We start from the raw sequence: 18,832 nt of genomic DNA on the forward strand, positions 1-18,832 counted from the left end.
CCAGAGAGACGTCTGTTATGCCAAAAACATTCCTTTGTCTTCGTGTGTTATGCGCGTTCCTGTTCACCGCGGCCGTCGCCCCTGCGGCATTGGCCCACGCCCACCTGGCTTCTTCGGCACCTGCCGCCAACGCCCTGGTGCAGGGCGGCCCGCAACAGCTGGTCCTGACCTTCACCGAGGGCGTAGAACCCCGCTTCAGCCGTATCACCCTGAGCGGCCCGGTGCAGATGACGATACCTTCCGCCGCGCTGAGCAGTGACAACGGCGATAACACCCGCTTGCAGGTGCCGCTGGATAAGGCGCTTCCCGCCGGTGAGTATCAGGTCGCGTGGAAGGTTGTCTCTGTCGATGGGCACCGCACCCAGGGAACCTACCGCTTCACGGTAAAATGAGTACGCTTTCCCTGCTGTGGGTGGCATGCCGCTTTGTGCATTTTCTGGCGGTGATGCAACTGTTCGGCATCAGTGTGTTTACCCGGCTTCTGGCCCCGGCCGCATTTGGTGCGGTCCTGCTGCAGCGCCTGCGTTACTGGCAGGGATACGCGGCGCTGGTGGCCCTGTTGACGGCCTGCCTGATGGTGGCCGTGCAGGGCGGGCTGATGGGGGAGGGCTGGCCGGATGTCACGGCATTCCCGATCTGGCTGGCGGTACTGAACACCGCGTTTGGCCAGGTCTGGCGCTGGCATCTGTTGTTTGCCGCCTTGCTGCTGCTGAGTGTGTTGCTGCCGGCTGACCGCTGGCGTGACAGGCTTATTCTGCTGCTGACGTTCGCCCTGCTGGTGGGGCTGGGCAGCGTCGGCCATGCGGCCATGCGCGAAGGGATGGCCGGGCTGGCGCAACGTGCCAACCATACCCTGCATCTGCTCTCTGCGGCTTACTGGTTCGGCAGTTTGCTGCCGTTACTGAGATGCCTGCGTTTCAGCCGGGGCGGGCCGTGGCGTCAGGAGGCGATCCTCGCCTTGCTGCGCTTCTCCACTTTTGGCCATCTGGCTGTGGCGCTGGTGATTGCCACCGGCGCCGTTGATACCTGGCTGATTGTGCAGGGCTGGCCGTTTGAAAGCCGTTCGCCGTACCAGATGCTACTGCTGGTGAAAGCGGCGCTGGTGGCGGTGATGGTGGCGGTGGCGCTCTATAACCGCTACCGCATTGTGCCGCGTTTTACCGCCTCGCCGGTGCAGGCGCAACGCGGCGTGGTACGTGCCACCTCACTGCTGCTCGGGCTTTCGATACTGGTTTTGCTGCTGGTCAGCCTGTTTGCGACCCTGGAGCCGGTAGCGGTAAACTAAGTTTTTGTTTTGGATAGAGTAAAGGACTCCCCAATGAAAAAAGTAATCCTCTCCCTGGTGCTGGCCGGTGTGTGCAGCAGTGCGTTCGCCGCGGATATCATCACCGTAAGCCGCTTCCAGTTCGGCAAGGCATGGCCATTCACCCGTGAGGAAGTGATGTTGCAGTGCCGCGCGGGCCATGCGCTTTACGCCATCAATGACAGCACCCTGGTGCAGTACCCGCTGAACGACATCGCTGAAGCAGAAGTGAAAGCCGGCAAAACCCAGGCGAAGCCGATTGCCATTATTCAGCTCGACGACCCACAGCAACCGGGGCAGAAAATGAGCCTGGCCGCGGTGCAGCAGAAGGCGCTGACCCTGTGCGAGTAAGCCAGACGGCACAATGAAAAGTCAGGGAAATGGCAGAGCGCCAGTGTTAAGGGCTTGTTTTGGGACTGTTATCACAAAAGTGAATTCCTTCCCGGTTGTCACTATCACTGCCCGGTGAGGGTGCTGGAAAAATCACCTGCGTCGTCTACGCTTTAAAGGGCAAGGCATAACAGCCTGCATTAATGCCAACTTTTAGCGCACGGCTCTCTCCCAAGAGCCATTTCCCTAGACCGAATATAGGAATCGTATTCGGTCTTTTTTTATGCTTTTGGTTTTAAAGGTGTTTTTTGAGGTTATCCGAAAAGTGCCCGAAATTCCATATCCGGTTTTTATAGCAAAGTAAGCTCTGAACTGTGCACATCCAGATACTTTAGAGCATCTTTTGCGACTCATGTCCCGCCTGGTGTTGCGCATATTCTTGCCCAGCTAAACAGCAGTAAATCCTCATAGCGCTGGGTAGTTAAAGTCCTTATCCCTGAAGTAGATCCGCGCTATAGCGCCATTATGATCCCGGGGGCTTCGCAATTACGTTGCATCTCTGCGCAACAGGCAAGCTGCCTGACGTGGTATCGCTTAGCAATATACTCGTGTTATGAAACAGGTGAGCTTTCGTTGTAGCCAATTTTATAAACAAAAATGTTCATCTTCCTGTTGGCGGAATAAACAAAAATGTTTATAGTTATCTTCACTTAAACCGACAGGGAAAGTGAAGCAAAGTGGGTTCAGACATTGGCTTGCTGGTCGGGGGGCGGAATTTAAAGAGGGAACAAATCCTCTAAAAATCTTCCTTAACGGCAGGCAAACAATCATGCCGGGGCCTCCGGCAAAAGAGATACCGGAGCCGCTGAGAAAAATGATTCTCAAGCAACTCGGAATGAAATAAAAACCAACTCCCCTTGGGGTTGGTTTTCGCGGAGTTTCAATTAATCATTTATGCGATATCCAGTAACGTTCGACTGTGATGAAACAGGGTGTGCGGTGCTGTTCCCCGACATCCCGGAAGCAATAACCGGTGGTGATACCAGAGAAGGAGCGCTATCAATGGCGCAAGACGCTCTGGTAACGGCGTTTGATTTCTACTTTGAAGACCGTCGTGAGATTCCAGCTCCATCAGCAGAGGGTGAAGCATTTGTGGAGGTGCCGGCCAGCGTTGCTGCGAAGGTGCTTCTGTTGAATACATTGGTTCAACAGGGTGTGTCTAATGCGGAGTTAGCCAGGCTGATTGATACGCGCCCGCAGGAAGTTCAGCGCATCGTATCGCTGAGTCATAGCACTAAAATCGACACAATACAGAAAGCGCTCCTGGCGCTGGGTAAGCGGCTGGAAATAACCGCTTCCTGATTCCATTCCCTGCTTCAAAGGCCAGCCTATTCGGTGGCCAGGAGCACTATCCCCGCGCAATCTCTTTTCTAGCTAAGTCAGAGAGAAACGCTGACCTGTTTTTATAATGTCCGTTCTGCTCAATATAACGGTCTATTGCCGTTAACAGATTGCCAGGCATGGTCAGATTGAACTTAACAGCCTTCGTCTCGTATTTGGTCGGATCAATCTCTACCAATGCGAGAAAGCCGCTATCCTGGGTAAGACGTTCGTCACCAAGATAATCAGCCGGATCGCGGGGGGCGGGTACGTGGCCGCCTTGCGCAATTAACACTTCCATGTGTGCAGCAAACGCTTTTTCCGCACCATGAATGGCTTCCTCTAAAGAGTTTCCTGCAAAGAAACATCCTTCAACATCAGGAAAGTAGCCATCGTATGCGCCGCTGTCAGTTTTAAAAATAAAAAGCGGATAAATCATAAACACCTCATCAGTTGCGAATGATGGCCTTTGCAGAGAGGGGCGGCTTTCGGCGCACCCTGTTATAACAATTTGAAATCTGAAATCACTTGAGTCTGTCGGGCAATCCCCTTTGAAGCATCTTTCCGGGGATGGGGTATGGTAATTATCTTCCTTCCCCCTGGTTTACTCAGCGTTACATGACTCACGCTGCTTAATCTATCTATCAGCTATTAATTGTTTAATTAACTCTGCACTGCTCATAATATGCCATCTCGTTATCACGCCAGGGGGTATAATACCCACAAAGTAAAATAGAAGCTATTCAACAGTGGGTTCTATACCTACCTATTATGTCGGTTTAGCAGGGTTCCTTTTCTGCGCAACAGGTAAAGGGATTGGCGGAAGCAATCCGCTGGCGGCCACGTTGATAAGTAATGCTCTTCCTGCTGCTTATAAAAAAGCCTCCCGAAGGAGGCTTCCCGTTATAGCTTTAGTTCATTGGCCAGCATCTGAAGCGCCTTGGTTACAACGGCCGATTGAGGCTCACCAGTATGGGCTGCAAGGCGCTCCAGTAACGCGATGGTTTCGACGTTAAGCTTCATGCTCTTTACCTTCAGGCCGCGCCGTTCGTCGCTGCGTTTTTGGATGTCAGTTATTGTCCGGGCCATGATAAAATCCTAAATTATGGAGTGTGGGTTGGAGGGCGTTTCTCTCCTCCGCCTGACTGTCTTAGTACGCTGGCGAGCTAATCACTAAGAGAACAATCAGGATGATGATTAACGTCATCATAACCCTTCCTCATGTTGGCCTCTGCTTCGGTAGGGGCCTTCCTATTTCAGCGTCTGGCTGAGGGGACAGTTATAGGTACACCTATATTGTAGGTCAACCTGTATTTTGCATTCATACATATAAAAATAAGGCTGCCTATGGGCAGCCTTAGCGATTGGCGTGGCCTGAGTGACGCAGCCCGTGCTGAGCTGGTTAGCGTGATATCAGATTTCATCGGGCGCGGTGTTAACCCGCGGGTATCATTAGCAAACGCCTTAATGTGTCTATGGACAGAGCCAAAAACATAGCTCAAACAGAGCAGGTCGGCGCGCTGCGTTAAGCCCAATGGCTTGAGACTGAGTGGGCCAGGGAAAGGCTGGGGCTGAATGCCAGCCTGCTCTGGCTCCCTGCATTGAAACCTGCGATACGCAGATGGCATGCCGCCAGGCATGGCAACATGTACTCTACTGAAGAGGTTGACGTTTTTTATGCAGTTAACGGCAACCGCTATTGCTGCTATTACACAGAAAGAAAATGATGTGGCCGAACCTGAAACAGGCAAATGAGCTTACTGAGCAACGCCCTGTGCCGGATGACATAATCGAAAAGATACAAGCGATAGCCGATAAGACATCCGAACCAGTGGAAAAGGTGCTGGTAGAAAACGTTAAGCTTATGTACGTCATGTACCATAAAAATCACGGTAGCTTTGAAGGCTATTAGGTAAACACGCTCTAATCCAGGTCTGGCTCGAGACACACATCACCACGTTCCGGGGGTTCAACTGCCGAAGGGCACAGGCATTTTTCAGGTATAAAACCCTGAGAGTGGTGTGTGAGTTGACTGGATAACTTCCCCCTCACCAGTTCCTGAACGGGATCTGGCTGGCGTGCAGGGCAACGTGCAGCCCCATTTTCTGCATCAGGGTCTGGGTGGCGGCGATGGCGAGTTCGCTGTTGGGCGTATGGCCGACAATCACTTCGCGTACGCAGCCGTTTTGCCGGTTGTCGAACGGCAATTTGTGGTAAGGCGTCAGGGTCGAGTGGCCGGGGCGGAAAGCGAGTTCTGCCGGGCTGAGAGAGCGGCGGGAGATGGCGCGCCATTCGGCTTCTTCGCTGAAACTGCTGTCTTTCAGCACGGCCGCCACGCAGGAGAGATGCTCCTGGAACAGGCGCGAGGCGGCGGACGGCTTCTCAATCTCCGCGTGATCCGGCTCCGGCTGGCCTTCAAACATCATCAGAATGGTGTCGATGACGTTGTTAATAAAATCTTCATGCTCTTGCGGCTGGTAACGGCATTTCATCAGCACGTAGTCATGCCGGCTGAACCCCGCTTTCAGCCTGTCATAGTCAAACCCAATCGAATATCCCCCCAGGCCGGACGCATACCCGCGCCATTGGCTTAGCAGATCGCCGTTCTCCGACAGGGAACAGACACAGACATTGACGTCATTCATCCGCGGCAGCGCTTCCCGGAAACGAATCAGGCGGATCACCACGTCCCGGTTAATCTCCGTGCGCAACCGCTCTTTCAGGATCTCGTCTGCGATGGACAGCGCCAGGAAAAATTCTTTGTTGTCATTGAGGTACTGGATTTTAGTCGCCCACAGGGTGCCGCTCTCCATAATGCCGAGAAAGCCCGCCTGATTGGTGTAGTGGTAAAGCAGCATATCCATCTCCCCCTGGTTAGGTGTTGACAGCATAGGAGGTCAGCGGCGGTTTTCAATCCTTTTTAGGGTGATAACGGTTGATTTTGCAGGAGTTATCACATAATAGTTATGTGTTTTATTTGAATAATTATTCGGAGGGATCATGATTTGCCGGACCTGGCACGGGTGTGTGCCGCTACACCATGCGGAAGGGTTTGCCCGCCATCTGCAATTGACGGGCGTCAGCCATGCCCAGGGCATTGCAGGCTGTTGTGGGGCATTTGTCCGCCGGGAAGCCCAGGGCGACTACATGCACTTTTTCCTGGCGACGTATTGGCGCGATATGGCCGCCATCCGCGCCTTTGCCGGCGAGGCGTATCAGGTCGCCGTCACTTACCCGGACGATGAGCAGTTCGCGCTGATCTCTGATCCCTACGTTTTTCACCATCAGGTGCCGGCAGTGCAGCCGTTATAGGACGGCCTGGCAGAACGCCGCCCAATAAAAAGCCCGGCGGGTTAAGCCGGGCTCAGGGGGGCGGATCTGCCGGGATGAAACATCGGGCCGCCGCATGCATCAGTTACGCACTTTCATCGATGCAAGCACTAATGCGATATTGCACAATACGAAGATAAACAGAGCCATATCGTTCACCTCTCTCAGATTACTCTGAGATAAGTGTAATCGTTCCGTGGCGCAACAGTTAAGCAATCCGTGGCGTTTATTAAGATAAATCTTAGGTCGATCCCGGTTAACCGCCCACCTGAATTGCTATACCGCCGCCGGTTGCCCGGCCGCGGCCAGCCTTATGCCATGGGTTCGATCCGCGGTTCTGCTTTGTTCTGCCGCAGCACATATTTCCCCAGCTTAATGCCCGGTTTTTCCACCCCTTTATAGAGCAGCATGGCCAGCAGGTAGGTCACCGGCAGGCAGAGAGCGGCCACCTCCAGGAAACGCAGCACTGCGCCCTGTTGCGCCAGCGCGGTGTGGCTCAGCAACAGGCCACAGACCGGGATCACAATCAACAGGTGCAGCATGTAGACCGAATAGGAGACATCACCCAGGAAGGTGCTGAAACGCAGCGTCAGGAGGCGTTTCGGCAGCGACATCACGGTGGCCATCATACTGCCGGCACGGAATTTCCACAGGATTGCCGCCATCAGCAGGATCATCAGCGCTTCCATACCAATACGCACTTTATGCCAGCCGATGGTCAGGAAGATGCTGATGACCGGTGCCAGCAGTGCCAGCAGCAGGTAACGCACCTGCATACGCCGCACCGCCTCGGCGATGAGCATCCCGGCCACAAACATATGCAGCTTGAGGAAGATCAGCGACGGCATCTTAAACGCATCCACATAAGCCGGCAGGGCAAATTTCAGGGCGATACCGGCCAGCATCAGCACCACGCAGGTGGCGGGGTAACCGAAACGCATGATCGCCAGCATGATGAACGGGAACAGCGCGTAGTACTGCATCTCCAGCCCGATGCTCCAGTCCGGCAGCACGGTGTTGAACGCGTAGTGCGGCAGGAACCCGAACAGGAACAGCACGTGGGTCGCGAGGTTACCGAATGACTGGTCCGCATAGCGTGACACCTCGGTAGCCGTGGATGGGTAGAACGACGATATCACGTCGCGCATCTCCCCGAAGTACGGCCCAAAGCCAATGGCGACCACCAGCAGCACATAGTAGAGCGGGGCGATGCGGAAGTAGCGGCGTAGCCAGAATTTTTTAAAGGTGGCGGGATCGGTCCAGGGTTCCACCTCCCGACGCTCCTGATAGTTTTTCGCCATCAGGAACCCGGAAAGCAGGATAAACAGATCAACTCCCATACTGGGGTCAGAGAGCAGAGGGAAAGAGTAGTTAATCAAAATGCAGATGTGGCCCAGTAAAACCCACAGAGAGGCCAGCCCCCGCAGACCTTCCAGTTCCGGGGACCAATTCTTTGGTGCTTTCATACTGCGTTCCTTTACATTGGCGGACAAAATGAGGCAAACGCACGAGTGTAAACAGACCAAGATTACAAATACTTAAGAATTATCATAAAAAGAGGAGGAATCAGAAAAGCCTCAGAGACGCATCAGCCAAAAAAAAAGGCCCCCGAAGGGGCCAGACATAGAGGGATATTATGGTTATTTTTCAGCACGTCGGAGGGCGTAACTTTGGGTGAGCGACCGGCCAATCTGTTGCCAGTGTTTCTCAATACGTCGGTTGGTGATACCTGCAATAACGATAACCAATGCCAGGATCGCCAGCAGCGCCAGATTGTTCATTACCGGGCCGCCGAAATCGAGATAGCGTTTGTCACCCACCATCGGCGCAATGTGCCAGCCGGTGACTTTTTGCAGCACGATCATCAGCGAGATCAGGCAGAACAAAATCGCCGCATGGGTCATATAGATGGAATAGGAGAGCACCCCCATCCGCAGGAAAAACGGCCGTTTCATCAACTGCGACACCGCGCCCTGCTCAAGGGAGAAGGTAAAGACACACACGCAGAACAGCAGGATACAGGTCAGGGTTTTTTCCGGCACCGGCAGGGCGACCACGGTAATCGCCGCCACCAGAACGATGATCTCCACCAGGGAAGCCAGGGTATAGCTCAGGTCAATGCTATCGGCGACCCGGCGATACAGGGCATAGGTCAGCGACCCGCCAAAGAAGCAGCTCAGCCCGCGCAGCACCTCTTCAGTCAGCCAGGCGTGGTGGTGCAGCAACAAATACAGCGAGGAGAAGGAGAGCGCCGCCCAGGCCAGGTATTTGCCCACCCCGCGCAGCATCGTCAGCGCAAAGAAGATCATATACATGTAATACTCAACGCTGATGCTCCAGGCCGGGAAGTTATAGCTGAGCGGGTTGGTCAGCGGCGTCCAGGACTGCACCAGCACCAGGTTAGGCAGGATCTCATGCGGGTCAGTCACACCGGTAAACGGTATGCTGTTAAACACAAACCCTTTTTTGTAGGCAAGCCATTTCCCCACTTCCAGCAGGATGAACACGCCCAGCATAAAAATATGCAGCGGGAAAATCCTGAAGGTGCGGGATATAAAAAAGTCCTTGAAGCGAAGGCCGCTTTTAAATCCATACCCGTGAGCCAGCACAAACCCGCTCAGCACAAAGAAAAAATCCACCAACAGGTGGCTGGCGCGGAAGAAAGAGAGTTGCGTCGGGGTGCCCGCCATATTCACGTGATAGATAACCACTGACATGGCACACAGGCCACGAAAGCTGTCCAGCGCATCGAAGCGCTTATTTACTGCCATGATAAATTCCTCGCCAGAGTTAACATGTAAAAGTGTAAAGATTTCTCTTTGCGGTGCAACTGCCGCATTATTTAATTAAGAGAATAAAAATAAACACGATATTAAATAAGAATCATCTTAAATGACAATTAAAGTAAATAACCATTAAAATCAATAGTTTGATTAATATTCTTTGGCGAATAATTGGCAGATATACTCATTTTGTCTGAAAAAGCAGAGTATATTTTTAGGATAATTACTTAGGCTGTTTTTTGCCTGTCGCTAATTGAATGATGCGCGTTTTTTAGCAGGGGAGCACCGTGAAATAAGATGAAATACTTATGTGACTCAGGCGAAGGAGATAAATATATATCATTTATAGTAATGATGTCGGATAAATCTATTTTAATAAATAATCAGATAGCGCCTTATTGCCCTCATACGTTGAGCATAAGCCCGGCAATGAATGTTTTATATTTCTTATCAATAGTGGTTAACCGGGATACCTTAAACCCGCGTCTCTCTTCAATGCGTGAGGAACAGCCTGGTCAGGGACGTCAGGATTATTGATATAAGGCCTGCCGGGCCACACCAGGAAAGGGGCGGCCGCGATGCGGGCCGCCGATACACGCCGCTAATCAATCATGAAAACAAGCAGTAAGCAGCGTTAACCTCAGGCGGTGGCACGCCAGCAGATCAGTGATCCGGCGGTCACCATCACCACCCCTTGCCAGAACCCGGCCCCAGGCACCAGCCCCAGCCAGGCACAGGAAACCAGCGCCGACAGCACCGGCGTAAAGTAGGAGGCGGTGGCCAGCAGCGTCAGGTTGCCGTGCTGGATGCCGGTATTCCAGCAGCTGTACGCAGTGGCTGTTGCTGCCCCTAACAGCAGCAGTTGCCAGGTGCCGCTGAAGGTCATCTGCCAGTCAGGCTGCGGGGTCACGGCATACTTCAGCCACAGCACCAGCGCAGTGCCGAGGAAAAACAGCGTCACGCCGTTTTTGCCGCCGCCGTCACGGCGCGCCACGGTGCAATACGTCGCCCATAACAGGGCCGCCAGCAGTGCCAGCCCATACGCCACCGGGTTATCCATGATATTCGCCAGCATCTGTTGCGGTGAGCCTTGGCCGTCACCTTTCATCACCCAGACAACCCCGGCAAAAGAGAGCAGTGCGCCGGGCCACAGCCAGACCCGGGCGCGCTGGCCGTTGAACAGCACGGCAAACACCAGCGTCAGGCAGGGCCAGAGGTAGTTGATCATGCCGATTTCCAGTGACTGGCTGCGGCTGTGGGCCATGCCGATGGCCAGCGCCAGCAGTGCCTCATAGGCAATAAACAGGGCGCCGCCAAGCCAGAGGTAGCGGCGCGGCAGTTCGCCGGGGCGCGGCCAGCCTTTCACTGCCACCAGCAGCAGCGCACTGACGCTGTAAATCAGCGCCGCGCCGGAGGTGGTGCCGAGTTGCTCAGTGACGCTGCGGATAAGCCCCACCGTCATGCTCCAGAGCAGGATCGCGGTCAGGCCAATCAGGGTCGCGCGCGGCGGCGTCAGTACAGCGGGGGAGGGCAGGGTTTTCATCAGCGGCATCCTTGTCATGGGCAGGCCACTGTAGCCTGCGTTTTTCCAGTGGGCAAGAAGTGACCATGACAGCCGCCGGTTTACCGGTTATAACAGCCACTTCTTTTATCAAATGGAGTGACAAGGATGAAAACGGAAAAAGAGAAAATGCTGGCCGGTGAGTTATATCAGGCTTATGACCCGGAGCTGACGCAGGATCGCAAATGGGCGAAAAAGACCTGCCAGCGGATTAACCAGCACGACACGGACGATTTGGCCGGGCGCGAGACGCTGCTGGCTGAGTTGATGCATTTTGAAGGGAAATTCTGGGTCGAGCCGCCGCTGTATGTGGATTATGGTTACAACATCCATATAGGCGATAACTTTTACGCCAACCACGGGCTGACCATCCTTGATGGCGCGCGCGTGGTCATCGGGAAAAATGTCTTTATCGCGCCCAATGTGGTGATCGCCACGGCCGGGCACCCGCTGGATAAAACCCAGCGCGCCGCCGGCGAGGAGTTCGTCAAACCGATTACCATTGGGGATGATGTCTGGCTGGGTGCCCACGTCACGCTCTGCCCCGGCGTCACCCTCGGCAATAACGTGGTGGTCGGGGCAGGCAGTGTGGTGGTGCATGACCTGCCGGACAACAGTGTCTGTGTCGGGACACCTGCCCGGCCGGTGAAGTCTCTGGCGTAAACGCCGCGCGTTATTTCAGCCCGGCGCGGCGGGTGGCGACCGTCGCCAGCCCTGACCAGTCGAGATGGCCGTCGCCCTGGGCGACGGCATCAAGGAAGTTATCTTTCAGCACCCCGGCAAACGGCAGCGGCGTATGGCTCTGGTTGCCCGCCTCCAGCGCCAGGTTGACATCTTTCAACCCCAGCGTCAGTTTGAAACCGGCGGGCGAGTACCGCTCTTCTGCAATCATCCCGCCGTAATTCTGGTAGGCCGGGCAGTTAAACAGGGTGCCGGAGAGCATACCCAGAAACGCCGGGGCCTCCACACCGTGGTTACGCACCAGGGCGGCCCCTTCAGCCATGCTTTCAATCGCGCTGGCCAGGGCAAAGTTGGCGGCAATTTTCACCACGTTGGCCTGTTCCGGCTGGTTGCCGAAATGCCAGGTTTTCTGGCCCATGACCTCAAACAGCGGCTGTACCCGCGCCAGGGCGGCTTCCTCGCCCGCCGCCAGGATGTTCAGCTTGCCGGCTGCCGCAACGTCAATCCGCCCCAGAACCGGGGCCGCCACATAGCTGATACCGCGCGTCTGGTGCAGCGCCGCCAGCTCACGCGCCAGGGCCACGGAGATGGTCGCCATATTGACATGCACTGCGCCCGGTACCAACTGGCCCAGCAGGCCGCTCTCCACCACCACCGACCACGTGGCCGCGTCATCCGCCAGCATGGTGATCAGCACATCCACATGCGCCAGCCCGGTCGGGTCGTCAGCCCCGGTCGCCCCTTGCGCAACCAATGCCTCTGTTGCCTGCGGGCTGCGGTTCCACACTACCAGCCCATGCCCCGCCTTCAGAATGTTTTCTGCCATGGCGCTGCCCATCGCGCCCAGCCCTGCGAATCCGACTTTCATACTTTTCTCCTTGCCCATTCATTTGCTGAGGTAACGGTTCGGGTGCCCGGTTTCCTTAAAGATAGCAGGTGGAACAACAGCATCCGGGCTGCCTGAACGCAGGAAATCGAAAAAAAGATGCAGGAATGTAAAAGTGTAGAGCGGGTTGCGGCAGACAGTGGGTAAATAATCCGAAAGGCGTAGAGAGCAGGGAAACCATAACCATCTGATGGGGTAGCCGGTTTTTAAAAATTCCGCGCCTATGTTATAAACGCTGCGGTTATCACAGGCTTAAAAAGCACGTTCGTGCGGCACGACGGTACGGCTTCGGTAGCCTGTTACATTTTGTTGCTTATTTGTCCGTGACACAGGGGCGGAACCGGCAAAAACGGTCACCCCAGACGGACACCAGAACCGCAACGGCGTATGCGTGCAGACTCCGCCGACCGTTGCTGCGCAATGATGTGCCGGGCGTAAGGCCGGTGCGGAATACGCTACACTTTTACCTACTTTTGCCATAAAGGGAATCGGATGCATCACGCCGAACATTTTACCCGCGCAGGGGCACTCAGCGCGTTGGCACTGGCGATTAACGCCATTTTTCTGTTTCCGGCCAGCGCCGATCAAAGCTGGCTGCAAGGCTGCAAGGCCGTGCAGGGTGAAAACGCCTGCCAGCAGCCTTTCCAGCAGGGGTTGTCACCGGTACAACTCGGCAGCGGCAAGGAAAAGCAGGGCAGCTGGGGGTTCATGGACACCACCGGCCATATGGTGATTGCGCCGGCCTTCAGCGACGCCCAGGGCTTTGTGAACGGGCTGGCGGCGGTCGCGCAGGACGGCAAGTATGGCTACATTGACCAGCGCGGTAATGGGGTGATCCCGGCACGTTTCAGCCGGGCGACGCCGTTTAATACCGAAGGCACGGCGCTGGTGGAAGTGAATGACCGCCTGGCGTTAATCGACAAACAGGGCGCGGTGATTCATACGCTGCCGTTTGCGGCCAGCCTCGGCACCCCCGGTTTCGTGGACGGCCAGCCACTGGCCAGCGTGCAGATGCAGATTGCCCCGGCATTATGGCAGGCCAACACCGGCCGGGCGCTGGCGCTGCCGGATGACGTGATGGCGCTGGAGGCCCCACAATCCGGGCTGACGCCGGCCCAGAAACGCGATTCCCGTACCAGCGGTTACTGGGGTTACCTGGATGAAACCGGCAACTGGGCCATCGACCCGATGAGCATCAAGAGCCGCACGCTGCCGCTGCTCAACGGCGCGACGCTTGCGGTGCAGGGTAAAAATGGCTGGGTGTTTATTGACCGCCAGGGCGTTGCCCGCAGCAAACAAACGTATAAAGCGGTCACCGCCTTGCCGGACGGCAACTGGCTGGTGACCACCCCGGAGGGCGCGCGCCAGCTGCTGAACCCGGCACTGGAGAAACAGCAGGATCTGCCGGCCGGGCTGGAAGAGACACTGCGCCCCTGGCACCAGTGGTGGGTCGGCACCAGCAATGAGGGGGTGGTGCTGATTGGGCCGCACAACAGCGTGCAGGTGATCAAGGCGGAGAAAGCCCGCCTCGACATCCAGCCGCAGGCGCTGTGGATAACCCAGGGCAAAGAGAACCCGCGCATCGTGCAGATCGTCGATACCCGCGGTGTCAGCCTGCTTTCTGAGGCCACCCTCAAGGCCCTGGAAAACTATCAGGTGAAACTGCTCGGCGGCCAGCCGTCCATGGACGATACCCAGGTGGAACAGCGCCTGCCGCTGGCCGTGCTGACGCCCACTGACAAGAAACAGCCGCCGGCGCTGCTGACTGCGCACGGCGATATCTTCTCCGATCCGCAATGGGCAGGCGTGGAGAACGACACCGCCGCACCCCTGCGCATCCGTACCCAGAACCAGCGCATGGGCGCCGTGGATGCCAACGGTCAGTGGGTTGTCCCGCCGCAGTTTGAGCAGATCCAGCCCTTCACCGGCCCTTACAGCTGGGCCACCGTTACCGACGGCAAAACCAGCAGCCAGCGCATCATCGATCGCCGCGGCACGGTGATGGATGTCCCGACCCGTACTCTGCAGATGGCGAAAGGGCTGTCCGGCGGCCTGTTGCAGACGGTCGCAGGCGAGGGCGCCCAGCAGCGCTGGGGCCTGTGGGACATCGCGGCCAAACGTGAGGTGATCGCCCCGGTCTATGACCAGATCGAGGCGTTCAACGAGGGCTATGCCCTGGCCCGCAGCGGCACGGCCTGGGGTGTGATTAATGCCACCGGCAACTGGGCGGTTACCCCTGACGCGCAGCAGAGCGAAAAACCGCTGGCGATGGGCAACGGCCTCTACCTGCAAACCTTCGGCACTGACAGTGCGCGCCGTTACCGCCTGGTAAGTACGGATACCGGCCGCCCGCTGGCAGAAGATCTGCTGGAAAAACCGCGCGCCGTGGGCCGTGAACACTGGCTGGTGAAACCGGCCGGGGGCGGGGTGGCGCTTCTGGATGGCGAAGGCCGCGCGGTGATGGAAAAAGCCGTCCCGGTGGAGAACGCCACCATTGACGGTGACCGCGTGCTGCTTAATTTCGGCCAGCGCTATGGGGCGATCAATGCCCAGGGCGAATGGCAGGTGCCGCCAATCTATACCGCGCCGCTGGCCTTCACCGGCCCGCGCCAGTGGGCAGTGGCGCAGCGCGACCAGCACACCACGCTGATTGACAGCCACGGCGGCCAGCCGATCCCGGATGCCCCTACCGCAGTGCCGCTGGTCGGCATGGTGCGCGTGGCAGACACCGACCCGGCTGCCCAGCAAAGCGTGCTGCGTGATTTCAGCGGCCGTGAGATTCAGCGCTTCGCCGGGGTGGACAGCCTGGTCACGTCCGCGGCGGGCGGCGGGCTGGTGCCGCTGCGCGGGGCGGATAACCGCTACGGCTTCGTCAATGCCGAGGGCAAAACCGTGGTCGCACCCTATTTTGACCAGCTGGGGCCGATGAAAGATGGCCGCGCCAGGGCTGTGAAGCGTGCCACCTTTGGCTCGCTGAACGGCTACATTGATAAAACCGGCCGCTTTGTGGTGAAGCCGGCCTACAGCGACGCGGGTGATTTCAGCGATCACCGCGCCTGGGTGGTGCACAAGGGTGTGACCAAACTGATTGATACCAACGGCAAAGTGCAGGCACAGCTGATCGTGCGCTGCAACCAGCGTATCGTCACCGATGCCAAAGGCCATCCGGTGTGGCCGGCCAAGGCAGTAACCTGTGCGGGCAGCCCGCAGGGAGCCGGAAAATGAAACCCACCTTCGGCCGGGCCTGGCGGCAAGGCGGTGTACTGACCCTGCTGGCCTTGTGCCAGCAGGCGTACGCCGCGGCGGAAACGCCATGCAGCCGCCCGGTGCAGGAGCGTTCTGAGGCGGAGGCCAGGGCGCGCGCCGCTCTGCCGCAGGCCATCACGTTGTGCATCCGTGATGTGCATCAGGGGCGGGCCGCAGTCTTGCTGCCCGCCGCCGATCTGCCGGTGGATGATGCCGCGCTGGCACCCGGCCTGAGCGGCCACCGCTGGGGCTTTCTGGACAACACCGGGCAACTGGTGATCCGCCCGGTGTTTGACCAGGTCGGCGACTATCATCACGATCTGGCCGCCGCCAGCCAGCAGGGCAAATGGGGTTATATTGACCTCAGCGGCAAATGGGCGATTGCGCCGCAGTTCGACAGCGCAGCAGATTTCACCCAGCCCGGCGTGGCCGTAGTGAGCCGGGACGGCCGCCCGCAGCTGATTAACCGCAGCGGTGCGCCGGTCGGCCAACCCTTTGACGATCTGGTGGAGAGCGTCACCCTGCAGGACGGCGATCCTGTCCGGATCCGTCTCACCTATCGCACGGTGTTCCTGTCGCCGGACGGCCGGCGACATTATGCCCGCGAGCAGATGGAGATTGTGCAGCCCTTCGGCCACGACGGGCTGTTCATTGCGCGTAACCGTGAGAACCGTTACGGCATCGCCGCGCCTGACCTGACCTGGCGCATTGCGCCGCAGTTCAGCGCGATTACCGTGCCGCCGCAGGGGCACGGGCTGGCGCGGGCAGAAAGCGCGGACGGCATGACCTTTATCCGCGCGGATGGGACGCTGGTGGGGAAAACCTACCGTGCGGCCGAACCGCTGACCCGCGACATCTGGCAGGCAACGCAGGCCGACGGCCAGGTTGATTTGCTCGACAGCCGCGGCACGGTGATGCGCACCCTGCCGGCAGAGGCGGTCTCCGCCCTGAGCCTGCACCACCATGCGGTGCTGGAGCGCGGCAAAGGGCCGGTGAGCCTCTATCTGGATGGCCACCCGGCACCGGTTTCCCTGCCGCCGGGCAGCACGCTTGATGAGCGGGATACCCTGCCTTATCTGGTGACGCTGGCCGGGCCGGAGGGGAAAATCAGCGGGGTGATCGCGCCGGACGGCACCTTTGCCAACGCCGCCTGGCTGGCGCAGGCCGCCTCTGCCGAGGTGATCAATGGCCGCCTCTGGCTGCGTGATGCGCGCGGCAAAGTACTGAACGTTGTCGACCCGCAGGGCAAGGCGCTGCTGAGCCCCCGCACGCTGAACGCGCTGGACGGCCACCCGTTGCAGCCGTTTTACGGCCGTGACCGCACCCAGCGCACGGTACAGCCGGAGCTGCCGCTGGCGCGGCTTGATCCGGCGGCTGACGGTGAGGGCAACGCCGGGTTGCTGCGTGCTGATGGCTCCCTGCTGCAACAGGCGTCATGGCGCGCGGTGAGCCTGGCGGACGGTGCCGGTGCCGGGGTGGATCAGGGCGCGCCGTTGCAATTTATTGTCACCACCCAGGACGGCATGGGGCTGGTGGACAGCCAGGGGCAACAGCGGTTGCCGTTTGGTGAAGAGAATATTTCCACCTTCGTGCAGGGCTACGCGTTTGTTTACCGCGACGGCACGCTGAGCGCGCTCGATCATCAGGGCACGCGTTACGCGCTGCCGGATGTCGTGCAGATCGACTCTCTCGGCGGCGGCTGGTTCCGTTTCCGTGATGCCGCCGCGCAGGATGCCCCGTGGGGGATTTTTGACGCGCTGGCGCAGCGGGTCGTGGTCGCACCGGCTTATCGTCAGGTGGGGCAGTACGCCAACGGGCAGGCGGAGGTGCAGCAGCCGGATGGCCGCTGGGGCGTAATCAATGCCCAGAACAGTTGGGTGATTGCCCCGGACTATGCGGCCCTGACGCGGGTTAACCCGGCGCTGTGGTTTGCCACTTTGCCCGCCGCCGCAGGCAGCGAGGCCACCACCACCCACACCCTGATCGGCGCTGACGGCCAGCCGCGGGTGCCGCCCACCGCCGGGCTGACACAAGAGCAGTTCAGTGACGGCCGTATTCTGGCCAGTGCGCCCGACGGGCAGTCCTGGTTATTGTCGGCGGACGGGAAGCCTGAGCTGAATGAGCAGGGCACCACCATCCGGGCGCTGGGCGACTGGGTGAAGCTTTCCCGCCTGCCGCAGGAGGGTTACCTGACTGCGCAGGGCGGCCGGCAGATTGCCGCCGACGGGCGCGGCGCGGGCAGTGCCTTTGTCAACGGCCGCGCACTCAGGGCGCAGGGCCAGCAGACGCAGGTCGTGGATGCGCAGGGCACCGTGCTCGGCACGTTGCCGGCCGGGCAGTGGTACTGGCCTCCCGCCAGCGAGATGAGTTTCAGTGTGTCCGGGGATGGCGACCAGGCCATGACCCGCTATGCTGACACTAACGGCCGCCTTGCACTGACGGTTGCCGGGCAGGGCAGCCGGATGACCGGCGGGCGCGCCGTGCTGGCAGTCAGGCCCGGTGACATGGGCTGGATCGATACCAAAGGGCAGCCGACAGGCACGCTGCATTATCAGGATCTCGGCCTGCCGACAGACGGGCCGGCCTTCGCCAAAACCAACGGCCGTTACGGGTTTGTGGATGCGCAGGGCAATTTTGTGATCCCGCCGGTGTTTGACGCCGTTTCACCGTTTGAGGGCGGGGCGGCGATCGTGTCCGATGACACGACGTCGATGATGATTGACCGCACCGGCAGGCCGCTGGCGCGGGTAGACAATGTGTGCGGGGTCCGGGTGTTGTATGGCCGCGGCAGTGAGCGCCAGTGGCCATTGACGCTGCCGGTGCGCTGCGGCGATAACCCGCTGGCTGAGGCGCCGGCTCCGGTCACGCCGGAACCGGCGAAACCCTAATTTTATAACAGGCGCGGCCAGGTGCCGCGCCGGTAAAAGTGAGCGAAACAATGAAGACATTGCCGGAAAAGTATCAGGATCTTGAGCGTTGGGCTTTCGCGGATAATGAAGCGCAAGCAGACCTGCTGGCGCAGCGGGTGGTCGACGGCACAAAAACCGCCACCTGTGCTGCGCTGGACGACGAGGGTGTGCCGCAGGTCGGCGATCAGTTTTTGATCGTGGACGGGCGCAATCAGCCGGTATGTGCTGTTGAGCTGACGGCGACCGATCTGGTGCCGTTTGATCAGGTGCCGGAATCCCATGCCAAAGCGGAAAACGAAGGGGACGGCACGCTGGCCAACTGGCGTCAGCAGCAGCAGGCCTTTTTCGAAGAGTATGAGATGTTTTCCCCGCAGATGACGCTGGTATTAATGAATTTCCGCGTTATCGAGACATTCTGAGGCT

The 18,832-nt window shown here is 58.3% G+C and carries 19 protein-coding genes and 1 pseudogene; 11 read left to right on the forward strand and 9 right to left on the reverse strand.

Annotated elements, in window-relative coordinates; genetic code table 11:
* The first annotated feature begins 17 nt into the window (after nt 1–17).
* The 5 genes from copC to CYR52_RS09740 all read left to right on the forward strand — a co-directional run bounded on the left by copC (nt 18) and on the right by CYR52_RS09740 (nt 2,995).
* Complete coding sequence (gene copC, locus CYR52_RS09720) at nt 18–392, forward strand: copper homeostasis periplasmic binding protein CopC (protein WP_072933316.1); 375 nt, start codon at nt 18–20, stop codon at nt 390–392.
* Entirely contained in the window at nt 389–1,285 is an 897-nt protein-coding gene (copD, locus tag CYR52_RS09725) for a copper homeostasis membrane protein CopD (protein ID WP_101828505.1), read from the forward strand. Before copC ends, copD begins: the two co-directional genes overlap by 4 nt.
* A 33-nt stretch (nt 1,286–1,318) precedes the next feature.
* Entirely contained in the window at nt 1,319–1,654 is a 336-nt protein-coding gene (locus CYR52_RS09730; RefSeq protein WP_072933320.1) for a YebY family protein, read from the forward strand.
* A gap of 706 nt (nt 1,655–2,360) precedes the next feature.
* Nucleotides 2,361–2,537, forward strand: coding sequence for an mRNA interferase (locus CYR52_RS22890; protein ID WP_101828506.1), 177 nt, complete (start codon nt 2,361–2,363; stop codon nt 2,535–2,537).
* Nucleotides 2,538–2,587: 50 nt separating this feature from the next.
* Nucleotides 2,588–2,995 carry a type II toxin-antitoxin system HicB family antitoxin gene (locus tag CYR52_RS09740; protein ID WP_101828507.1) on the forward strand — a complete coding sequence of 136 codons (408 nt, stop codon included), beginning with the start codon at nt 2,588–2,590 and terminating at the stop codon, nt 2,993–2,995.
* A gap of 46 nt (nt 2,996–3,041) precedes the next feature.
* Here the strand turns inward: CYR52_RS09740 and CYR52_RS09745 are convergent, their stop codons facing one another.
* The 4 genes from CYR52_RS09745 to CYR52_RS23085 all read right to left on the reverse strand — a co-directional run bounded on the left by CYR52_RS09745 (nt 3,042) and on the right by CYR52_RS23085 (nt 4,223).
* On the reverse strand, nt 3,042–3,452 hold the full coding sequence (locus tag CYR52_RS09745) for a type II toxin-antitoxin system HicB family antitoxin (RefSeq protein WP_101828508.1): 411 nt from the start codon (nt 3,450–3,452) through the stop codon (nt 3,042–3,044).
* Nucleotides 3,453–3,514: 62 nt separating this feature from the next.
* Nucleotides 3,515–3,640, reverse strand: a complete 126-nt coding sequence (locus CYR52_RS22895; protein ID WP_420847732.1) for a type II toxin-antitoxin system HicA family toxin — start codon at nt 3,638–3,640, stop codon at nt 3,515–3,517.
* A 276-nt stretch (nt 3,641–3,916) separates the two neighbouring features.
* A complete protein-coding gene (locus CYR52_RS09755; RefSeq protein WP_101828509.1) occupies nt 3,917–4,102 on the reverse strand; it encodes a hypothetical protein in 186 nt (61 codons plus the stop codon).
* A 61-nt stretch (nt 4,103–4,163) separates the two neighbouring features.
* Nucleotides 4,164–4,223 carry a type I toxin-antitoxin system Ibs family toxin gene (locus tag CYR52_RS23085; RefSeq protein WP_146000768.1) on the reverse strand — a complete coding sequence of 20 codons (60 nt, stop codon included), beginning with the start codon at nt 4,221–4,223 and terminating at the stop codon, nt 4,164–4,166.
* Nucleotides 4,224–4,366: 143 nt separating this feature from the next.
* Here CYR52_RS23085 and CYR52_RS22900 point away from each other — a divergent pair.
* Nucleotides 4,367–4,731, forward strand: a pseudogene (locus CYR52_RS22900) (phage minor head protein); the annotation flags it as partial.
* Nucleotides 4,732–5,061: 330 nt separating this feature from the next.
* On the opposite strand, the gene CYR52_RS09770 reads toward CYR52_RS22900, so the two are convergent.
* Nucleotides 5,062–5,904: a DUF2971 domain-containing protein gene (locus CYR52_RS09770; protein WP_101828511.1), complete on the reverse strand. Its 843-nt coding sequence runs from the start codon at nt 5,902–5,904 to the stop codon at nt 5,062–5,064.
* 109 nt (nt 5,905–6,013) lie between these two features.
* Between CYR52_RS09770 and CYR52_RS09775 the strand changes: the two genes are divergently transcribed.
* On the forward strand, nt 6,014–6,325 hold the full coding sequence (locus CYR52_RS09775; protein WP_101828512.1) for a hypothetical protein: 312 nt from the start codon (nt 6,014–6,016) through the stop codon (nt 6,323–6,325).
* Between the two features lie 329 nt (nt 6,326–6,654).
* Here CYR52_RS09775 and CYR52_RS09780 read toward each other — a convergent pair whose 3' ends face one another.
* The 3 genes from CYR52_RS09780 to yddG all read right to left on the reverse strand — a co-directional run bounded on the left by CYR52_RS09780 (nt 6,655) and on the right by yddG (nt 10,669).
* Nucleotides 6,655–7,809 carry an acyltransferase family protein gene (locus CYR52_RS09780; protein ID WP_101828513.1) on the reverse strand — a complete coding sequence of 385 codons (1,155 nt, stop codon included), beginning with the start codon at nt 7,807–7,809 and terminating at the stop codon, nt 6,655–6,657.
* A 174-nt stretch (nt 7,810–7,983) separates the two neighbouring features.
* Nucleotides 7,984–9,114, reverse strand: coding sequence for an acyltransferase family protein (locus CYR52_RS09785; protein WP_101828514.1), 1,131 nt, complete (start codon nt 9,112–9,114; stop codon nt 7,984–7,986).
* A gap of 652 nt (nt 9,115–9,766) precedes the next feature.
* Nucleotides 9,767–10,669 carry an aromatic amino acid DMT transporter YddG gene (yddG, locus tag CYR52_RS09790; protein WP_101828524.1) on the reverse strand — a complete coding sequence of 301 codons (903 nt, stop codon included), beginning with the start codon at nt 10,667–10,669 and terminating at the stop codon, nt 9,767–9,769.
* A gap of 126 nt (nt 10,670–10,795) precedes the next feature.
* On the opposite strand from yddG, the gene CYR52_RS09795 reads away from it, so the two are divergent.
* Complete coding sequence (locus CYR52_RS09795; RefSeq protein ID WP_101828515.1) at nt 10,796–11,350, forward strand: sugar O-acetyltransferase; 555 nt, start codon at nt 10,796–10,798, stop codon at nt 11,348–11,350.
* Nucleotides 11,351–11,360: 10 nt separating this feature from the next.
* Here the strand turns inward: CYR52_RS09795 and CYR52_RS09800 are convergent, their stop codons facing one another.
* Nucleotides 11,361–12,236 (reverse strand): NAD(P)-dependent oxidoreductase, encoded by an 876-nt coding sequence (locus CYR52_RS09800; RefSeq protein WP_072933332.1) that lies wholly within the window; start codon nt 12,234–12,236, stop codon nt 11,361–11,363.
* 510 nt (nt 12,237–12,746) lie between these two features.
* Between CYR52_RS09800 and CYR52_RS09805 the strand changes: the two genes are divergently transcribed.
* The 3 genes from CYR52_RS09805 to CYR52_RS09815 are packed head-to-tail and all read left to right on the forward strand — an operon-like array spanning nt 12,747 to nt 18,828.
* Complete coding sequence (locus CYR52_RS09805) at nt 12,747–15,479, forward strand: WG repeat-containing protein (RefSeq protein ID WP_101828516.1); 2,733 nt, start codon at nt 12,747–12,749, stop codon at nt 15,477–15,479.
* Complete coding sequence (locus CYR52_RS09810; protein ID WP_101828517.1) at nt 15,476–18,388, forward strand: WG repeat-containing protein; 2,913 nt, start codon at nt 15,476–15,478, stop codon at nt 18,386–18,388. The genes CYR52_RS09805 and CYR52_RS09810 overlap by 4 nt, the downstream gene beginning before the upstream one ends.
* Nucleotides 18,389–18,438: 50 nt before the next feature.
* Nucleotides 18,439–18,828, forward strand: coding sequence for an ASCH domain-containing protein (locus tag CYR52_RS09815; protein ID WP_072933338.1), 390 nt, complete (start codon nt 18,439–18,441; stop codon nt 18,826–18,828).
* Nucleotides 18,829–18,832 lie beyond the last annotated feature (4 nt).

Source organism: Chimaeribacter arupi (genome assembly GCF_002858805.1).
GTDB classification, from domain to species: domain Bacteria; phylum Pseudomonadota; class Gammaproteobacteria; order Enterobacterales; family Enterobacteriaceae; genus Chimaeribacter; species Chimaeribacter arupi.